The organism is Bradyrhizobium sp. B117 (assembly GCF_038969555.1).
Lineage (GTDB): Bacteria > Pseudomonadota > Alphaproteobacteria > Rhizobiales > Xanthobacteraceae > Bradyrhizobium.
In genome coordinates this window covers 2,650,588-2,667,749 of the sequence record NZ_CP152414.1, presented here as the reverse complement: position 1 = coordinate 2,667,749, position 17,162 = coordinate 2,650,588, and the positions used below count along the sequence as shown (strand labels likewise).

The 17,162-nt window shown below is 58.3% G+C and carries 17 protein-coding genes and 1 pseudogene; 9 read left to right on the top strand and 9 right to left on the bottom strand.

Going from position 1 to position 17,162, the window contains the following annotated elements:
• The first annotated feature begins 17 nt into the window (after positions 1-17).
• On the top strand, positions 18-773 hold the full coding sequence (locus tag AAFG16_RS12945) for a DUF1236 domain-containing protein (protein ID WP_342739371.1): 756 nt from the start codon (positions 18-20) through the stop codon (positions 771-773).
• A 671-nt stretch (positions 774-1,444) separates the two neighbouring features.
• Here AAFG16_RS12945 and AAFG16_RS12940 read toward each other — a convergent pair.
• Positions 1,445-1,687, bottom strand: coding sequence for a hypothetical protein (locus tag AAFG16_RS12940; RefSeq protein WP_143130784.1), 243 nt, complete (start codon positions 1,685-1,687; stop codon positions 1,445-1,447).
• A gap of 247 nt (positions 1,688-1,934) precedes the next feature.
• Between AAFG16_RS12940 and AAFG16_RS12935 the strand changes: the two genes are divergently transcribed.
• Positions 1,935-3,089 (top strand): AI-2E family transporter, encoded by a 1,155-nt coding sequence (locus AAFG16_RS12935; RefSeq protein ID WP_092218774.1) that lies wholly within the window; start codon positions 1,935-1,937, stop codon positions 3,087-3,089.
• Positions 3,090-3,820: 731 nt separating this feature from the next.
• On the opposite strand, the gene AAFG16_RS12930 is transcribed toward AAFG16_RS12935, so the two are convergent.
• The gene (locus AAFG16_RS12930; protein ID WP_018643678.1) at positions 3,821-4,021 is read right to left on the bottom strand and encodes a hypothetical protein; all 201 of its coding nucleotides are present in this window, start codon (positions 4,019-4,021) and stop codon (positions 3,821-3,823) included.
• A gap of 382 nt (positions 4,022-4,403) precedes the next feature.
• Positions 4,404-5,081 carry a Crp/Fnr family transcriptional regulator gene (locus tag AAFG16_RS12925; protein ID WP_342739370.1) on the bottom strand — a complete coding sequence of 226 codons (678 nt, stop codon included), beginning with the start codon at positions 5,079-5,081 and terminating at the stop codon, positions 4,404-4,406.
• Positions 5,082-6,429: 1,348 nt separating this feature from the next.
• On the opposite strand from AAFG16_RS12925, the gene AAFG16_RS12920 reads away from it, so the two are divergent.
• Together AAFG16_RS12920 and AAFG16_RS12915 are read left to right on the top strand one after the other, a co-directional pair.
• Positions 6,430-6,948 (top strand): hypothetical protein, encoded by a 519-nt coding sequence (locus AAFG16_RS12920; RefSeq protein WP_244553930.1) that lies wholly within the window; start codon positions 6,430-6,432, stop codon positions 6,946-6,948.
• Between the two features lie 13 nt (positions 6,949-6,961).
• Positions 6,962-7,333, top strand: coding sequence for a hypothetical protein (locus AAFG16_RS12915; protein ID WP_018643682.1), 372 nt, complete (start codon positions 6,962-6,964; stop codon positions 7,331-7,333).
• A gap of 41 nt (positions 7,334-7,374) precedes the next feature.
• Here AAFG16_RS12915 and AAFG16_RS12910 read toward each other — a convergent pair whose 3' ends face one another.
• Entirely contained in the window at positions 7,375-7,902 is a 528-nt protein-coding gene (locus tag AAFG16_RS12910; protein WP_225005886.1) for a hypothetical protein, read from the bottom strand.
• On the opposite strand from AAFG16_RS12910, the gene AAFG16_RS12905 reads away from it, so the two are divergent.
• Complete coding sequence (locus AAFG16_RS12905) at positions 7,835-7,996, top strand: DUF2061 domain-containing protein (protein ID WP_244436661.1); 162 nt, start codon at positions 7,835-7,837, stop codon at positions 7,994-7,996. The two genes, AAFG16_RS12910 and AAFG16_RS12905, sit on opposite strands and share 68 nt — an antisense overlap.
• A 791-nt stretch (positions 7,997-8,787) precedes the next feature.
• Here AAFG16_RS12905 and AAFG16_RS12900 read toward each other — a convergent pair.
• The 4 genes from AAFG16_RS12900 to AAFG16_RS12885 form a co-directional block, all read right to left on the bottom strand.
• Positions 8,788-9,852, bottom strand: coding sequence for an IS110 family transposase (locus AAFG16_RS12900; RefSeq protein ID WP_342739369.1), 1,065 nt, complete (start codon positions 9,850-9,852; stop codon positions 8,788-8,790).
• A gap of 687 nt (positions 9,853-10,539) precedes the next feature.
• Positions 10,540-11,070 carry a DUF1003 domain-containing protein gene (locus tag AAFG16_RS12895; protein ID WP_018648616.1) on the bottom strand — a complete coding sequence of 177 codons (531 nt, stop codon included), beginning with the start codon at positions 11,068-11,070 and terminating at the stop codon, positions 10,540-10,542.
• 330 nt (positions 11,071-11,400) lie between these two features.
• Positions 11,401-12,765 (bottom strand): trehalose-6-phosphate synthase, encoded by a 1,365-nt coding sequence (locus tag AAFG16_RS12890; RefSeq protein WP_026312942.1) that lies wholly within the window; start codon positions 12,763-12,765, stop codon positions 11,401-11,403.
• Positions 12,766-13,026: 261 nt separating this feature from the next.
• Entirely contained in the window at positions 13,027-13,275 is a 249-nt protein-coding gene (locus tag AAFG16_RS12885) for a hypothetical protein (RefSeq protein ID WP_018273528.1), read from the bottom strand.
• A gap of 209 nt (positions 13,276-13,484) precedes the next feature.
• Between AAFG16_RS12885 and AAFG16_RS12880 the strand changes: the two genes are divergently transcribed.
• A complete protein-coding gene (locus AAFG16_RS12880) occupies positions 13,485-13,760 on the top strand; it encodes a hypothetical protein (protein ID WP_018648614.1) in 276 nt (91 codons plus the stop codon).
• A 28-nt stretch (positions 13,761-13,788) separates the two neighbouring features.
• Here AAFG16_RS12880 and AAFG16_RS12875 read toward each other — a convergent pair.
• Positions 13,789-14,114 (bottom strand): annotated as a pseudogene (locus tag AAFG16_RS12875) (IS701 family transposase); the annotation flags it as partial.
• A gap of 198 nt (positions 14,115-14,312) precedes the next feature.
• Between AAFG16_RS12875 and AAFG16_RS12870 the strand changes: the two are divergent.
• From AAFG16_RS12870 to groL, 3 genes are all read left to right on the top strand, one after another.
• Positions 14,313-14,582, top strand: a complete 270-nt coding sequence (locus AAFG16_RS12870; RefSeq protein WP_092216775.1) for a hypothetical protein — start codon at positions 14,313-14,315, stop codon at positions 14,580-14,582.
• A gap of 343 nt (positions 14,583-14,925) precedes the next feature.
• Positions 14,926-15,240: a co-chaperone GroES gene (locus tag AAFG16_RS12865; protein WP_092216776.1), complete on the top strand. Its 315-nt coding sequence runs from the start codon at positions 14,926-14,928 to the stop codon at positions 15,238-15,240.
• 139 nt (positions 15,241-15,379) lie between these two features.
• Complete coding sequence (gene groL / locus AAFG16_RS12860; RefSeq protein ID WP_028338372.1) at positions 15,380-17,020, top strand: chaperonin GroEL; 1,641 nt, start codon at positions 15,380-15,382, stop codon at positions 17,018-17,020.
• Positions 17,021-17,162 lie beyond the last annotated feature (142 nt).

Here is a 17,162-nt window from a genome sequence, read left to right as displayed (position 1 = left end):
TGAATTGGAAAAATCAGATGAGAAAGTCATTAATGGTGTCCGTGGCCGTTGCGGCCTTGTTGGCCACGACCGGGCTTGCGACAGCTCAAGGCGTTAATCAAGGAGCAGCGAAGGAATCTCCGACTGTCGCTTCGCCTAAAGGTGATACTGCGGCGCCGATGAATGCACCCGCAAAGGGCGCCGAGACCGCTACACCCGGCGCTGGGTCAAAAGAAGCGGCGCCTCAACATGCGCACGGCAAGCCGGATGCAAAAACGACCGGCGACATGAAAGCTGATGGCAAGTCGAAGGCTTCAGAGTCAATTACTCCGACCACCACTTCGAAGGACATGAAAAATCCGACCGCCGAAACGAAGTCGCCTTCTGACAGCAAGGCGACGAGCGACATGAAAGCCGACAGCAAGGCGAAATCACCTGATTCGACCACCACCTCAAAGGACTTGAAATCTCCGACTGCCGAGACCAGGCCTTCGACACCCGACAGTAGGACGACCGGCAATGCCGCAACCTCGGCGACATCAGCGCCTCCCGCCGAAAAGCGCACCCAGATAACCTCGGCGATCAAGCAGGAGAAGGTTGAGGAAGTTACAAACGTGAACTTCAACCTCTCAATCGGAACGGCTGTCCCGGCGGGTGTCCGCTATCATCCGATGCCAGCACGTATCGTGGAAATCTATCCGGAATGGCGTGGATACGATTTCATCCTTGTGCACGGCAACTACATCATTCTTCGCCCGCGCACCCACGAGATCGTTTACATCATCGAAGGTTAGGCGAACTCGCCAAGCACACGACAAGCAGCTACAAAAAACCAGAGGGGGGCTTAAGAGCCGTCCTCATTTTCTGAGCCAGCGGCCGCGGAAGGTCCTATTTGTCCTCTTCGAGTCTTTTTTCGAAAGCGAGCAGTATTGACCAGTGTGGATGGAACCAAGACACTATATTGGTTAGATCACCGCCCTACCATAGGCAACAATCGGTGACTGAGAGTGTCGCACTCCCGCCTGGGTCTTAAGGGGAGTATCATGCCGTCGACTCAATCTCATCCAAGTGTTGGTGTTGCAGACTTCAGAATTCATAACTGCTCGAAATGCCGAACACCAATGAGGTTGGTCTGCATCGAGCCGGACAAACCTGGTTTTGATGTGCGCACCTTTGAATGCGCAAAGTGCAGTGCCGGCGAAACCCTCCTCGTTGCCATTTAACTGAGTTTCATATCCCGCTTGATTGCGCCCGCCTACAGAGCAGCGCAAGAGCTCCTACGCTAGAATGCATGATTGTGATGCCGCAACCGCGGAAGCTATTGCGGCCGATCGCATGATGCCGCGGGGAGCGGTCCGAAGCGGACACAACTCGTTTCGCCGGCTCGATCATCGCAAGGATCATTGGCGAACCGCATCCAGTGCAGCCGGCACGATCTTGTGGAGAGTTGGGATTGAAGCTGTCCCTATTTTACTGGGGAAGGCGAAGGACAATCAGTGAGCAGCGTTGCTCCTTCCCATGTATGGGCGTTCAGCCAATCATTGTTCTTGAACAGGGCTCGAAGTGATAAGGCTATCTGTCGCCGCTGATTGCGCTCAGCCCCCGGCGGGAACGAGCGGGCATAGCGCAACATATCGCGCCTTATCTGGATAAACTCCTCAATGCTGTGACGCTGCTCGAAGGTTGGCAACCGGTGGACGGAAGACATGATGCTCCCCTGACGTTATCGGCGAGAGCGCTACCGGACTCTCAGTCACCGAAAGCTGCCACTGACGGGGCGGTGATGAGGTAGTTTGTACCCCGGCGGCGATGACTACTGGTCAATATTGCTCAGTTCTCGAATTTGTTCCTCTGTAGGTTTGTTACGCCCGCGCTCTTCCGGACGAACTCGTTCGCTGAAAGGGATTATGATTGACACCGGAAGCGATCATACGCTCCCATTCAGAGGGAAAGCCATGGTTGCCGCCATACCGCCAACACAGTGTCCTTCCTTCCCGCTGGATGTTGATCGGCCGGAGTCACATGCCGCTGCGACGGAGGCCGCCGACGAGGCGGAGATGCCGCTGCCATCCGATCCGCAGACGTTCTTTCTCGGTGGTTTGTTCGCGTTGGGCGTCCTGGCGGCACTCTATGTGGCAAGCTCGATCATCCTTCCTGTCGTGGTCGCCCTCGTGCTCAATCTCCTGCTTCAACCCGCCGTTCGCCTCTTGGGGCGTTTGCATCTACCCCGCGCTGTCGGAGCGCTCTTCACCGTCTTCCTGGTGATTGGAGCGCTTGTCGGTACGGTGGCAGCGTTGTCGGTACCGGCCACGACCTGGGCCGAGCGGCTACCCGAGGGCATCCCCCGCCTGGAGGCACACCTGCGGGTTATAAGCGCGCCGATCCAGGCGTTGCAAAAGGTAATCCAACAGGCCGAGCAGGCTGCAGACGCGCCGCCTGGCCGGGGTTCGATTGTTTCGGTTCGCCGCGATCTGGGCATAACGGGCGTACTTTTCGCTGGCACGCGCTCCGTACTCGACGGCCTGTTTACGACTGTCTTGGTGCTCTATTTTCTCTTGGTAGCGGGCAATATATTCCTTCGACGCACCGTTGAGATCCTGCCGACATTCAACAACAAGCGACAAGCCGTCGATATCGCTCAGCAGGTCCAGGAGGACATATCGGGCTATCTGGTGACAATCACGGCCATGAATGCCGCCGTCGGTGTCACGACGGCGGCCGCGATGTATCTTTGCGGCCTGGGAGACCCCTTGTTGTGGGGCACCACAGCCTTCCTGCTCAACTACATTCCAATTTTGGGACCGCTTGTCGGGGTATGCATCTTCGTACTGGTCGGAATGCTGAGCTTCGAAAGCTTATGGTGGGCTTTGCTGCCGCCGGTCCTCTACTTTGGCATTCATCTCGTCGAAGGTGAAACAGTGACGCCCATGCTGCTGGCGCGGCGCTTCACGCTGAATCCGGTATTGATCATCCTGTCGCTGGTGTTCTGGTTTTGGATGTGGGGCGTGCTTGGCGCGATCCTGGCCGTCCCGATGCTGGCTATTCTGAAGATCATCTGTGACAGGTTGCGCCCGCTCAAGGCCTTGGGGCACTTCCTCGAAGGGGAATAGCGGCATTACCGCTGGTTCGCATGACCCGTAGCAACCGAAATGTGGGTGACGACTTTGGGCTGACGGTTTTTGAGAACGGTGGCTGCCTCGGAGCGCGCCCTACATTGATGACCGGGATGACGCGATCGGAGAACCATCCGCCGTCCAGTCGATTCGCCGTATTGGATGCGGTTTACGTGTGCGCGAAGGCGATCAGACCTACGATAAAGTGACGAAATTCCCGAACAACTGCGCACACGTACGCTTGCCGTGAAGTCATTCGAAGGAAATGATGGCCGATAACCGGTTAGTCGACGGTCTTCAGACCGAACCAGTCGTAGAAGAGTGGTGGCTCGCGCCGTCGAATGTCGACTATGCATATTCACTTTGCGGCAGCTGGTTGCTACATCGCAAGAGTGGAGAGGACCGGTGACCTTGAGGTTTCCGCCAGCAAGGTCCCGTCGGAGAGCTATTGAACGAACTCGGTAGCAACGAGTTGTCCCTGATGCCTAAACGCAAATCACCATCCACGGGCGCAATGAGCGTGCAGTCTGTCGAGCATAGCTCGACAGCGCCAACCCAGCTGGCTATGGCGCCAACGGTCGGCGAGCAACACAGGACGCCACTTCCGAAAGAACAACAAGCAAGGGCGGATGCAGTCCGCACCGCGAACGCAAGAATGATGCGGCGCAATTCCCTGCGGACGCAGCGTCAAGCGCAGAAGGGCTAGTGCAGGCCGACAGGTTGCCTGTTCAGTTGCTGGAATCGATCGCCCGGTCCAGGTCGCGAAGGTACGATAGTCCGTGCACCGTCAAGCGGTGCTGGTCTTTTTCGCCGCCGATGTACAATTTCATCAGATGCTTGGAAAGACATTCACGGGCGCCCTTCGTCTCGGAGCGGTCCGCAAGGACGCCGTATATGCTTAGCGCGCGATCAACGGGGACGATGTTCATTGGATTAACTCATGGGACCGTTTCAGCTCTGAGAAGGTAAGGTTCGCTGCTTCGTATCGTTCCAAGAAATAGCCCGTCTCATGATGCGATTTTGAGCGCGAAGTGATTGCGCCCCTCGCTCTGTGATGCACAAACGCCGCCAGGCGGAAATGATCCCCTGACGGCGTTGCATGAGGCTGAATGCTAAATCCCTTTCACGAGAACTGGTCCGGGACTTCGGAAAAGGCTCAACCGACCAAAAGCGGCTTGACCTTCTGCCGGAACCAATGTCGTCGGCGCAACTTGGTGACGGGTGACCGGATGCATGTGCCCCCAAGCATCCGATGAAATGACGGCCTCAGCTCGTCCCCCCGCGCTGGGGCCGTTCCTTGGAACGGTGCTTCTAGTCGCGCTCTCTCAGCAGGGGCTTCTCATGCAAGACCGCACTCAACAGCGAATTGTGGACCTCAATGTGCCCATTATAGCTGATGAGGCCCAGCCTGCGAAACTTGTTCATGAAATAGCTGACCCGGGATCGCGTGGTCCCGATCATTTCAGCCAATGTTTCCTGACTGATATTCACGCTGATCGGCTGCGGGCTCCCTTCCTTGCCGAAATTCGCGAGCAGCAACAGCAGCCGAGCAAGCCGCCGCTCACTCGAATTGAATAGCTGGTCGATCAGGTCCTCCTCAATCCGACTGTTCCGGGTCAGGAGGTATGACATGAATAGCTCTGAAAATTTCGGCTCGTCACGAATAGCCGACATCATGGCTTCCTTGGTGATCGACGTGATGACGCAATCTTCCATCGCTGTTGTCGTAGCGATGCGTAACGGGTGACCATTCATGCATCCTTCGCCAAAGAACTGGCCGGGCTCCAGAATTGCGACGACCGCTTCCTTGCCCTGCTCAGACACGACCGTTGGCTTGACTTTGCCTCTTTGAATGTAAAAAACGGTGTCCGCGACGTCGCCTTGCTGGAACACATGTTGATTCTTGGGAAGTTTGAGAATCGTTTTCCCCGCGCCCACTTTGGCGAGAAACGTTTTGGGGTCAAACATGTCCTTGGTTGGCTTCGCCACGGGAGCCTCCTTTGACTCAGCGAATTTGCTCGATTTCGGTTGGCTGCCAAGCGCCAAGCCTTTCGAACCGAGCGGCGAGCTGCTACTTTAGCCAACTGATCACTTTGCGGGGCTTGCCCCGTTTCGCAGACATTACCGCCTGATTGCCCGCAGTTCTACGGAGAAGGCCCGCCTTTTTGAGCCCCTCGGTTCGCTGTGCGCCGGGCGACATCGCCTGCGCTTCCTCAAGCGCGTCAATCGCTCTCGCGTGCAGGCTGCGGCTGTCACTCACCAGATCAGTTGTGACCGTGACCATGTGAGCATGATCGCACTTGGCGCACTCAAGTGTGCGGATATCGAAGCCGGATGGCCCAGCTCAACACGCTCCAAATGCATCCTTGCGTTGCAGTTTTGACATTGCGGTTGCTGGCTGGGCGAGGAGTGAAACGCGGGACGAGGAATAAGTCTTTGCCATCAACCGTCCACCTGTGCACGTCTACCCAACCCCGAGATCGGCGTGGGAAGGCAGTTTGCCATTCCGAGTTGAGGACGCGTCCTATGTCTTGGATCGCGGTCAGCCGGTCACTTTCGGTGTGCGTTGGGCTTTTTCGGTATCAGCCATTTCCTCATGTCAGCGGCAAAGCCAAGTTGTTCGGCTTTTCTGATGGCTTCGGATCGCATCGATCCAGCCGGCAACTTCTCTGCCCGTGCCAGAGCCTCAGATGCCCGGGTAGCCCAATCGTGACTACCGAGATCGTTGCGCGGCAGCCCTGTCATGTCATGATCCTTACTGCGGCCTTCGCAAGTGGCTGTGTTCCCAATCGACAGCACCGGACTTCATCGGGTCGGCGACTATCTGCGCCTCATGAATATGGGCGCACCTGATGCAACGCAGGGTCCAGTGCTCGAACCCAGCATGGGCCACCGCAATGTTTCGCACCTCTGTACGCGACTGCCATTTGGGACAACGAGGCTGCGCCGCCGCGCGAGGTGATAGGGTCTTTGCTTGTGATCGGGCAAACTTGCCCCCTGTGGGACAGGCGGGCGCACTATCCAACTCTCTGTCACCGATGGGTGCCAACGGTCGGGGGGTGATCACAGCAGTATCGACTCGGAGCGCGGCCCGCTGGTCAATATTGCTCACTCATGAGAATTTGACGGGATGATTGTAATCAGCTGTAGCGGCAAGCCTCTTTGAGAGACACGAGTGTTAGACGCCAACCATTGCCAACTAGCGCGGTCTTTTCGTGCCAGTTTATTTGTGCCCTGGGCTCGTTATTCGAACCTTTGGTCCCCATATCTATGTATGTCTGATCAACCATCGAAGTTGGTCGGAATGGGCCGAGACTTTCAACGAAAGGGGCCCGGCATGTTTAAATCTCAGCAATATCGTGCAAAGGCAGTCGAGTACGGCGAACTGATTAAGCGTTCGATCGGTCCGGCTGAGATCCGTAAATTTCAACAACTGCAGGACCGACTTGCCTCGCTCGCGGATAACGAGCAGGGTCTGGCGGACGACTATGACAATGCAGTGCACGTTGCGGAGCAGGACGGATCGAGCGGCGCAGCCCTTGCGGCCGAAGAAGAGCTCGTTTTGCGTTGTCTCGGCGCGGCCATCATCATGCAATGGAACGCCCTGCCGACGACGCTGCGGCGAGAGATCTTCGACACCGCCGGGTCGGTCGGCAAGTTGTTGGAGACGGCGGCGCTCCGCGGGCAAATCGCCCGATTTCTGCATAAGCACAAGGATGATGCCGGTCGCGGCAAACTGCCTTTAACAGAAGGCACGCCTAGCGATGCGAGAACGGTCGCTCTGGCTCTGTCACGGTGGGACAACGAGGGAGGCGCAGTCCGCGACGTGGCTGCCGATGAAAATAGACGTCAATAACAGGAGGACTCCCATGTCATTTACACAGTTTCGAGTTGATGACGGACCACACACCATGGACGGGCTACGGCTTTTTGCTCTGGATGGAAATGAACGGGTCGAGGCGTTCATGGGCCGAAAGGTGATGGACGTTTGGGCGGAGTCTGTCGAGCATCGTGGAGGACGACAAAGTCTGTTCCGCGATCAATACAATGCGCTTGGCAGGCTGAACCTTGCCGCACTTCAGCGGATTGTGAGCGCGAAATACCAGCGAGGCGCCGCATTCAACCGCCAGCATCCCTTTGTCGAGGTTCTATTCTCTGACATTACGGAAAGCGGCGAGGCTTTGGATCTAAGTGAACTCGTTCGGGAGGCGTTGCCGCCAGCATTTCATAGACTGGCCTGAGACCTGGACCACGAGAGTGCCGCGACTGGAGTCATGTGCGCTCAGTACCACAATCGTAGAAGAATGACCTGCGCTTGGCGATAAGCAGAGCCGCGAAACCACAGCTCGGTCGTGGCGGCAAGATCCTGGAGGATCAGTACAATACGGTTTCGACTCACAGTACATTCAACAACAATTCGGAGAACAAGATCGATATCGACCCCGACAAAAGTGCCCAATGCGACCCGGAATGCCTCCTCGGTGGCAGCTCTCTTGATCAGCAGGATGGCCATCGTCGCCGAGCCGAAGCTCCGGCCGCCGGCGGACACATGGCGCCCGAGAATGCGGATGGCGACGCCCGGCCTTTTGCTTTTTTGATACAGTTCGTTGCCCGTAGGTCTCGAGATCTTATGCCGACGCCGGGAGCGGGAGGAACCGATGTTCATTCGGGTACGAGATTCCCATTTTCGCTCTATCGTCAAGGCCGTCAGTTGGAGGATTACCGGTAGTATCGACACCTTCGTGCTGAGTTTCATCTTCACGGGCAGCGTAAAGGTTGCAGGCTCGATCGCCGGCGCTGAAGCGATCACGAAAATGATCCTCTACTATCTTCACGAAAGAGCCTGGTCCGTCATTCTCTGGGACCAGCGAGGTCCAACCGGTGGCGAGTCCAGCTCAACCTGATTCGCGCTTCGGCTCACTGCGCAAGAGCGACTTCGGCCTATTTAGTAGTTGGAGGAGCGAGTGTCGACCGACATGGGTAAGTTCTGCCGATAGGCGATCTTTCTGTGGGCCTCGTTGGTGCTCTCTCGCAAAGCGATCAAAGTGAGCAGCTGTGTATTGAGATCCTTTGAAATGGATTGGAGGTAAAAAAGCTTATCGTCGAGTGACTGCATCGATCCGCCAACCCCCATTTTGGCGAAATATGACCTGAAACTCTTACAGTTGCTGGTCAATATTGACGACCCCCGGATCAATGGATAGCCGTTTTGGTCGCGGGAAGGTCAATTGGTTTCATCTTCCGCAACGAGGTGACCCAATGTATGGTCCGGCCGTGGGGTGCAAGAAGATTTCGACGATCCGGTAGATGCGGTCTTGCATCAATGTATCCGGCCTCTGTTTGGAGCGCAGTGCTCCGGGCCATCATGGATATCAGCGCGCATGTGATCTGGTTAGCGGACAGGCCTCGACCGGGCCATTTGGGTCACCAGGGTTCACATGTGCCGGGAAGACCGATTCTCCATCGTCGTCTCATCCTCTCGCAGACCTCGGCGGGTAAGGGTTGTTACGTCATCGATAGCTCCTCACTTCGCGCTGTTCCTTCGTTCGTGCCTGGCGGCCGTTCCTTCGTCCCGGCCTGCGCGCGCAGACGCGCCGCGCGCAAGGGGCCGTCAAAGCCGGCCGTCGTGCTGTCCTGACGTCTTGCTCTCCTGCTGCCAGGCTGCGCCTTGACGGCCCCGCGCACGGCGCGAGGATCAAGCAGGTCGGGACACCGTCTCCTCCATCTTGACGCACGCGAAGGCGCGTCCCTTGTTGAGGACCGCCCAGGCGATCCGGGCGAGCTTGTTGGCGAGCGCAATCGCCAGCACGTTGTGGTGCAATCGCTTCTTGGCGGCTTCGATCCAAGAGTTGAGGCCATAGCGCTCCCAGCACTTGACCTTTACCAGAACAACCCACGCGGCTTGCACGAACAGCGCGCGCAGGTAGCGATTACCGCGCCTTGATATACTGCCGAGGATCGTGCGGTCGCCGGTCGATATCTGCTTCGGAACAAGTCCAAGCCAGGCGCCGAAGTCGCGGCCTTTCGAGAACACGTCTCCGGTGCCGATCGCAGCCACCATTGCGCTCGAGATGATTGGGCCAATGCCAGGCACCGTCATCAGTCGCTGGCAGGCCCTATCTTGACGGGCTAGTGTTTCGATCTCGCCAGATAGACCCTCGATACGCTCATCCAGCCGGCGCCAGTCTTCCGCCAGACCCTCGATGATGGGCAACATGCGAGGCGAGAGCACATCAGTGCGTGTTGCCAAGATACCTGGCAACTCGAACCGCAGGGAATGCGGGCCTTGCCGCACGGCGATGCCCCGTTCCAGCAGGAACGCACGGATCTGATTGATCGCGCCGGTACGCTGACCGACCAATCGATGGCGGACGCGGTGCAGTGCCTGAAGGTCGAGCTGATCGGCGGTCTTGGTCGCGACGAACTTCATGGTCGGGCGTTGGACAGCCTCGGCGATGGCTTCCGCATCTCGGAAGTCATTCTTCTGTCCCTTCGAATACGGGCGCACGTATTTCGCTGGCATCAGGCGGGCGTCGTGGCCAAGTACTTGGAGTTTGCGGCTGAGATGATGGGCGCCTACGCAGGCCTCCATACCGATCAAGCACGGCGGCAGGTTGGCGAGCCGCGTTTCCACCTGGCCGCGCGACCACTTCTGCCGCAGCACGATGGCACCGCGGTGATCCTGACCCACGATGTGGAACGAGTTTTTGCCGATGTCGATGCCGATCACGGCGATCGCCGCGTTGAGTTTCTGAGACATGGCGTGCTCCTTGTCTTGAGCGCCCCTTGCCAGCTTCTCGTGCTGGCAGGGCCGGAGCACGGCCGGACCATCCCATTAGCGGGAGTTATTCATCAGGTGCAGAATCGGCGTAGCGTGCTGGCATGCTCGAGCGGATTGCTTGTCCGAGCGCTACCCAAAAACGGCGACGCACCGAAGTCATCGCTTCCACCAAATGGCAAGTCAGTGCCGGCGGTGAGCCCCGGGGCGGAGGGGCACGTCCTGAGTCTTTCGAATATTGCCCAAGTTAGGACAGGCAATATTCTCAAACGGCTGGAACGATTGATCTTGGGACTTCTTGGTCCTCCGCAATCGGAGATCTTATCTTCGAGAACCAAGCCCACTGACCGGTCGACATTTTGCCCCAATGCCCGGCGGAAGGCTTAGCGGCCTCAGATGCCCCCGCACTGAGGCCGTTGCCTTGGTCGAGGCGAAGGTGTTCACGTGGTGCGAAAAACGACTTGACGAACTACTTCAGGAACATCGCGAGCAGCCTGTGCCTTGACTAGCGGATCCGGTCGAACTTGGCGTCGCCTCGAAGGTGTCAGCGCTACAAGTGCCCTCTAACTGACAACCTCGACGATAGAGCGCGAATGAAAATCTCGTGCCCGATAAACATCAGTGCTTCCCGCTTCCCTTCTGGTCCATAATAGACAAGGTCGTCACCGCCTAGGTCTTACCCGGCACCGCTTCGGCCTCGATAGCCGCGACAAGCTCGGGCGCAAGGTGCGCGGACAAACGCTGAATGATGTTGAGTAGCTGCAAGATTTCTTGCTCACGCAAGGCGTCAATCTTGTTGTGCAGCAATTCGATCTCGAGTTCAGCCTTCACATTTATTCGATAGTCGTGTTCTGCGTGCCTGCGGTCAATCTCGGATTGACGGTTCTGGCTCATCATGATGATGGGCGCCGCGTAGGCTGCTTGGAAAGAAAGAACCAAGTTCAGCAAGATGAAGGGATAAGGGTCCCAATGGTTGATGAATGCGATCATGTTCAGAATGATCCAAATGCCGAGTAGCACGCTTTGGATAATGATGAAGCGCCAAGAACCAACTGTTTCAGCAACCCGGTCGGCAAGCATCGCGCCCGGCGTCAGTGCGAGCTTGGGTAAGTTGCGGGCTGGCTTTTGCGCCCGAAGTTCTCGCAACCGCTCCTGGTCTTCGGGACTTAGGTGCACTTTGTGGCTTTGCTCGTTGGTCATTCGTTAAATCCACAGTCAGTTAGGAGGGCCATGACAATCGGGTACAGGGCGTTTTGAGATGAGAAGGGGCTGATTGGGGTGCCTCGCGCTGAGCCAGCAGAATAAGTTTACTACGTTGACGCGGAGGCGGAGAAGGCGGCGGGCGACTTGCCTGTGGTCTATCTGGTCAGCGCGGCGATCAGGCGGATGCAAGTGGTCCCGTCACTCGAGGATCATTTACGCCAGGGAGAGGATTTCCAAGTACCATTTTATCGGCGGACTGGGGCGACTTGGTTGACGAGCGGATCACGACCTGCTGCAGTGATGCTACCCTCCGAACGACATCCCCAGTTAGCTGCTGAGTGCCCCGAGGAAACTCTCGCGCCATGCCATAATGCTATTGCGGCGCAGCACCGCCATCATGGCCCCCCAACGCTCGCATCGCTCCTCAAGTGGCATCCCCAGCGCTGTCCGCAATGCTTCGGCGACGGCGTCGGGGTCATAGGGGTTGGCGATCACGGCAGCGTCGAGTTCATAGGCCGCGCCCGCGAAGGGCGAGAGAATGAGCACGCCGGGGTCATCGGGGTTCTGTGCAGCGACATACTCCTTGGCAACCAGGTTCATTCCGTCGCGCAACGGAGTGACAAGAGCGACGCGACTGAGCCGAAAGAAGCCAGCGAGCGAGCGCTGGGAAAAGCTCCTGTTCAAATACTGGATTGGCGCCCAGTCGAGTTCCGCGAAGCGTCCGGCCACGTCGCCCGCCAGCGCACCGAGCCTCTGCCGCAGCGCACGGTATTCAGGAACGTCGCTGCGCGTTGCGGTGGCGATCTGCAGCAAGCGGACGTGGTTGCGGTATGTGGGATAGCCCTCGAGAAAGGCGGCGAACGCTTTGAACCGGTGCTCGAGACCCTTACTGTAATCCAGCCGGTCCACCCCAATGATGAGCTTGCGCCCCCGGAGACTCTCCTGCAGCCGGCGTGCCGTTCGGGATTTCACAGCGCGACTAGCCATTTCGGCGATCGCTTCAGTATCGATACCAATCGGGAAGGCGCCGGCGCGCAGAACCCGATCGAAAGCGTGAACGTGGCCATCGGACGAAATCGTGCCTCCTGCACGGCGAAGGATGGCGTCATGGAAGGCGGTCAAATCCTCCACCGTCTGGAAGCCGACGAGATCGTAAGCGCACAGTGATTTCAGCAGGTCGCCGTAGTGAGGAAGGGTCGCCAGCACCCCCAAAGACGGAAACGGCGTATGCAAGAAAAACCCGATCCGCTGTGTGGCGCCGGCGCGGCGAAGTTCCTCGGCCATCGGGATCAGATGGTAGTCATGCACCCAGACGAGGTCACTCGGGCTGAGCAGGGGCGCGAGGGCGTCGGCGAGCACGGCGTTCACCCGTCGATAGGCGGCCAAGTCCCGGCGGGTAAAGTTCATGAGGTCAAGGCGATAGTGGAATAAGGGCCACAGTGCCGCGTTGGAGAAGCCGCTGTAGTAGCCGTCATGGTCCGCGCGGGTAAGATCGACGGTAGCGTACGTCACTCCCTCGGTCTCAAAAACGTTCGGCTCTGGTGTTGTTTCTCCAAGCTTGCCACTCCACCCGAACCATAAGCCTCCAGCCTGATGCAGAGCGTCGACGAGGCCGGTCACGAGCCCGCCGCTGCGCTGCGCAGCTTCTGCCGGCAAGGCGACACGGTTGGAGACGATGACCAAGCGGCTCAAGCGGGTTCCCTCCGCACTGTCAGGGTTGCGTCGAGCCGAGCCGCCAAAAGATCTCGGCGAACACGGCAACGCAATGATCGGCGGTGACATCCGCCGGAGCCCACATTCGCTCGGTCCTCGCGCGAAAATCCACAATTCCTTCTACCGGAACTGACGGTCCCGTCATCAGGCAATCTAGGCGGGCGTTACCTGTAAAACATATAGATCTTCCCGCAGTAAATATAGGATACTCTGCCGACGATCTGGATTGTTGGGCGCTGTCTAAAGCTGATCTTCGCCAGGATTTCGACGGCAGACGCCCCGGGTGTGCCTCTCGATCTCAGCCAGTGCGGCGTCGAGCGAGGCGTGCGGCCCTTGCTGTATGCCGGCCATAGTTTCCGATGCGTGGCCCTCCGGATGGATCATGAACTGACGTGGAGCGCTAGCCGTGATGCGCCCCATCGAGCGGCCGAGCAGGTCCGTCAGCTGCCAAACCGTGCCTCCCTCTGCCGGTGTAACGATCACATCCATGGTGAACCTTGAGTCTGTACGCCGCGCGAACAAACCGCTGCAATAACCGATGGGCGAACTACCGAGTTCCGCGGCCGCGGCATTCTCGGTACTGGAAGGATTGGCGCTTCGGATCGCCCCGCGATCGAGCGAATGGCGCTTAATGCCGATATATGCGACTATATAGAATGGTCAAAAAGAAAGGTCGAAGGCCAACGTCGGGAGAAGAAATGGCAACCGCTCTCGACCGTTGGGACGAGGAAGGCGGAGCGCAGGAGTTGGCGTGGCCTTTACCCTATGAAGCCAGCGATTTGCGCGATGTGGAGCGCAGAGTCCTGGAATGTCTGGGTGCCGCCCTTGTCAGCGAATGGAATGATCTGCCTACTGACGTCCAGCGCAGGCTCTTCGAGCACGCGGCCTCGGGCAAATCGCACGACGCCACCGTGTTGAAGACGCGGATCGCCCGTTTCCTGCACGATCATAAAGGTGCTTCGGGTGGGCGCTAACACGACTTTGGCAGATTTGTTCACGCCTTGCTCTTCGCTGACCTGTGTTCTGCAGTACCCGTATCGCGGATCTGATGGCTGAAGAATGAGAGCGACGATGGCGGGACGCGCGGCTGGCAGGTTGGGCTGAGGTGGTGGCCGTCGTTTCATTTTTGCGCCCCGTCTTGGCAATGCGGAAGTGCTGCAAGAAGGCGTAAGCAACCATCGTCATAAGAGCGTGACGATGAAGACCGTGCCAGAACCGTCCCATCGCGCCATGACGGTTGTAGCCAACCGCTGCAAGTCTATCTCGGCTGGTAGATTTGCGAGATAGCATTTCTTCTCTCCGAGTCGCGATGCTTGCCGATCGCCAACTCGCATTTTTTCACTTGGCATCAGCAAGCATTTCGTCCGCCGGCATCTATACAAATCCGCGATGTGTATTGCCTTGTGTTTGGTGACTTCGCAGCCATCTCATGATAAAGAGATAGCTAATCTCGGCACAGAAAGCACTGTAAACGGATTGCTTCACTATCGCGCCGATGCAAAGCCGTTTCTGAAGGATAGCCGATCATGACCATGCGCTCCCGACGCGAAACGGTCACCTTCAAGCATCCCTTCCGGATCAAGGGCATCGACCGCCTCCTGCCTCCGGGTGCCTACGAGGTCATCACCGATGAGGAGATGATCGAAGGATTGTCGTTCGAGGCGTTTCGCCGGGTTGCCACTATGATCACGGTGCCGGCGGCGCCGCCGCGCACTTCAACGGTGGAGAGGATTTCCATCAACCCGGTCGATTTGGCTGACGCTCAGCGCATTGATGCCGAAGCGCCTCGCGAGTGACGAGCCACTCGATCTCGACAAGCACCGCTGAATGGCTGCACAAGAAGCGACCGACGTCCGGCGTATTCTGGCGCACGTCGAGAACAACGCAATGCCCCTGCGCGATGGGAAGCTTTCTCAAATTTGATGACGCGGCGTCCAACGACTTTCGCACCACACAGCTGGCCTTCACCGGATCCTTAGCCGCCGCGGTCTTGGCAGCTATTTCGTGATGCTCTGAGCGAATATCGTTTCGGGACGGTCTTGTACGTCCCCTTGCGGCGGCTTATGTGCTGATTAGCACTCGCTGGCCACGACTGCCATTTCGTCCAAAGCAACAACAACAAGAAAACAGGAGGGCAGCATGAAATTCCGTCCGCTTCACGACCGCGTTGCGGTCAAGCGTATCGAAGCCGAAGAGAAGACCACTGGCGGCATCATCATTCCGGACAGCGCCAAGGAAAAACCTTCGCAGGGCGAGATCACGGCGGTTGGCCCAGGCGGCCGCGACGAATCCGGCAAGCTGCCCATCGATCTCAAGGTTGGCGACCGCGTCCTGTTCGGCAAGTGGTCAGGTACGGAGATCGAGCTCGATGATCAGGAAGTACTGATCATGAAGGAAAGCGACATTATGGGCGTTCTCACCGAGCTGCCCGCCGCCAAGAAGAAGGTCGCCTAAGCGCCAGTCTGTTTTCCTTATCCCAAGCAGCCAGCGTCTCGAAGGAGAAGGATAAGGCCCGCAAGTTGAACTCACGTCCCTAAAGAGCTCGCCGAGTCGCGCGGTCTTTTGGATTTGACAGTTGAAAACGGAGATCATGATGTCGGCCAAAGAAGTTAAGTTCGGCGTCGACGCCCGCGACAGGATGTTGCGCGGTGTTGAAATTCTCAACAATGCGGTTAAGGTCACGCTCGGGCCCAAGGGCCGGAACGTCGTGCTCGACAAGTCGTTCGGCGCCCCCCGCATCACCAAAGACGGCGTCACTGTCGCCAAGGAGATCGAGCTTGAGGACAAGTTCGAGAACATGGGCGCGCAGATGGTGCGAGAAGTTGCCTCCAAATCGGCAGATGCAGCTGGCGATGGCACCACCACCGCGACCGTGCTCGCGGCTGCGATCGTCCGTGAAGGCGCGAAGGCGGTTGCCGCCGGTATGAACCCGATGGACCTGAAGCGCGGTATCGACCTCGCGGTGGAAGCCGTGGTCGCCGATCTCGTGAAGAACTCCAAGAAGGTCACCTCGAACGAGGAGATCGCCCAGGTCGGCACCATCTCGGCCAACGGCGACGCGGAGATCGGCAAGTTCCTCTCCGACGCCATGAAGAAGGTCGGCAACGAGGGCGTCATCACGGTTGAAGAAGCCAAGTCGCTCGAGACCGAACTCGAGGTCGTCGAAGGGATGCAATTCGACCGCGGCTACATCTCGCCGTACTTCGTCACCAACGCCGACAAAATGCGCGCCGAAATGGAAGACGCCTACGTCCTCATCCACGAAAAGAAGCTATCTCAGTTGAATGAACTGCTTCCGCTGCTGGAAGCCGTCGTCCAGAGTGGCAAGCCGCTTGTGATTATTGCGGAAGACGTCGAGGGCGAAGCGCTCGCGACCCTGGTCGTGAACCGCCTCCGCGGCGGTCTGAAGGTCGCGGCCGTGAAGGCTCCGGGCTTCGGCGATCGCCGCAAGGCCATGCTGCAGGACATCGCGATCCTGACCGGCGGCCAGGCGATCTCGGAAGATCTGGGCATCAAGCTCGAGAACGTCACGCTCAACATGCTCGGTCGCGCCAAGAAGGTGATGATCGACAAGGAGAACACCACCATCGTCAGCGGCGCCGGTAAGAAGGCCGACATAGAGGCGCGGGTGGCGCAGATCAAGGCGCAGATCGAGGAGACCTCCTCGGACTATGACCGTGAAAAGCTGCAGGAGCGTCTTGCCAAGCTCGCGGGCGGCGTCGCGGTGATCCGCGTCGGCGGCGCGACCGAGGTCGAGGTGAAGGAGCGCAAGGATCGCGTTGATGACGCGATGCATGCGACCCGCGCGGCCGTCGAGGAAGGCATCCTGCCGGGCGGCGGCGTCGCCCTGCTGCGTGCTTCCGAGCATCTCAAGGGGCTGCGCACCAAGAACGATGACCAGAAGACCGGCGTCGAGATCGTGCGCAAGGCGCTGTCTGCGCCGGCCCGCCAGATCGCGATCAACGCTGGCGAGGACGGCTCCGTTATCGTCGGCAAGATCCTGGAGAAGGATCAGTATGGCTACGGCTTTGACTCCCAGTCCGGCGAGTACGGCAACCTGGTCACCAAGGGCATCATCGACCCGACCAAGGTCGTTCGTGTGGCGATTCAGAATGCGGCTTCTGTTGCGGCGCTCCTGATCACTACCGAAGCCATGGTGGCCGAATTGCCAAAGAAGAACGCCGGCGGTGGGGGCATGCCTCAAGGTGGCGGCATGGGTGGTATGGATTTTTAAGTCCTACTCGTTCAGAGCTCAACAATAACGAAGGCCCGGCAGAGATGCTTGGGCCTTTTTTGCAGGAATCAGCAAAAAGCGGCCGCCGAGAAGCGTGATGAATTCTCGCCGTTTCACGGATTTCCGTGAGGACGCCTTGTGC